The following is a 1,100-nucleotide window of genomic DNA, read 5'->3' as shown; positions in this document are numbered from 1 at the left end:
ACCGAAGGCGATCACCTGGAAGACGGAGTTGATCGCGACCAGCACCGCAGCTGCTTCTCGGTCACCGCAGGCGAGGTCGTTCCAGATGAGGACCATCGCGATGCAGCGTGCGAGCCCGACGATGATCAGGCCGGTGCGGTACTCCGGAAGGTCGGCCAGGAAGATCCAGGCCAGGGCGAACATGAGTGCCGGGCCGACGATCCAGTTCAGCACCAGCGAGGTCACCAGCAGGCGTCGGTCCGCGCCGATACGCCGGGTCTCGTCGTAGCGGACCTTCGCCAGGACCGGGTACATCATCACCAACAGTCCGATCGCAATGGGCAGGGACACGGATCCGATCTTCACCGCCTCCAGCGCGGTGTTCAGGCCGGGGATGAACCGCCCCAGCAGGAGACCCACTGCCATGGCGGCCAGGATCCACACCGGGAGCCAGCGATCGAGGAAGGACATCTCCTTCATCACGCGGGGCTGCTCCACATCCTTGGTGGTCGTACTCATGAGGGGGGCCGAACCTTCCATCGACGGATATCGATGCGAACGCTATGCTTCACATCGATGACTGTCAATGTAAGGTGGGGGCATGTCCACGACGACCGCGATCACAGCTGCCGGGCTCGAGACGATGAACGGCCCTGAGGAGTGCTGCAGGCTCTCAGCGGGGCCCGTCGACAGCGTCGAGGCCGAGAGGATCGCGTCCTTGCTCAAGGCGCTTTCCGACCCGACCCGTCTCCGGCTTCTGTCCCATGTCGCTGCTCAGGGCTGCAATTCGGTCTGCGCCTGTGATCTCACCGAGCCGCTGGGCATCAGCCAGCCGACCGTGAGTCACCACATGAAGAAGCTCGTCGACGCTGGCCTGCTCACGCGCGAGCAGAAGGGCCGCTGGGCGCACTACTCCGTCGTGCCGTCGGCCTTCGCCGAGCTCCGTTCCTTCCTCGACATCGCCTGAACCCCCGCCGCCGACTTTGGAGATCCTCCTGACCGCACGGCCCAGTGTCCAGGTCGTCTGCGTCCACAACGCCGGTCGCTCGCAGTCCGGTTAGCCGGCGACGCGTTGGTCCGCTGCCACCGCCGGGTCCAGCAGGACCTGCATGGCCACCGCG

At 65.5% G+C, this 1,100-nt stretch carries 1 protein-coding gene and 1 pseudogene; one reads left to right on the top strand and one right to left on the bottom strand.

Going from position 1 to position 1,100, the window contains the following annotated elements; genetic code table 11:
* Window positions 1–498 (bottom strand): annotated as a pseudogene (locus AB0L75_RS44470) (arsenical-resistance protein); the annotation flags it as partial.
* Window positions 499–580: 82 nt separating this feature from the next.
* Here AB0L75_RS44470 and AB0L75_RS44465 point away from each other — a divergent pair.
* Window positions 581–946, top strand: a complete 366-nt coding sequence (locus tag AB0L75_RS44465; protein ID WP_044658723.1) for a metalloregulator ArsR/SmtB family transcription factor — start codon at window positions 581–583, stop codon at window positions 944–946.
* The last annotated feature ends 154 nt before the right edge of the window (window positions 947–1,100 follow it).

The sequence above is a fragment of the Streptomyces sp. NPDC052101 genome, from assembly GCF_040680235.1.
In the GTDB taxonomy this organism is placed as follows: Bacteria; Actinomycetota; Actinomycetes; order Streptomycetales; family Streptomycetaceae; genus Streptomyces.
This window is presented reverse-complemented; position numbering and strand designations above follow the sequence as displayed.

What these genes read in the sequence shown, in the direction of transcription:
- AB0L75_RS44465 (WP_044658723.1), top strand. Translation starts at nt 581, where the DNA reads ATGTCCACGACGACCGCGATCACAGCTGCCGGGCTCGAGACGATGAAC.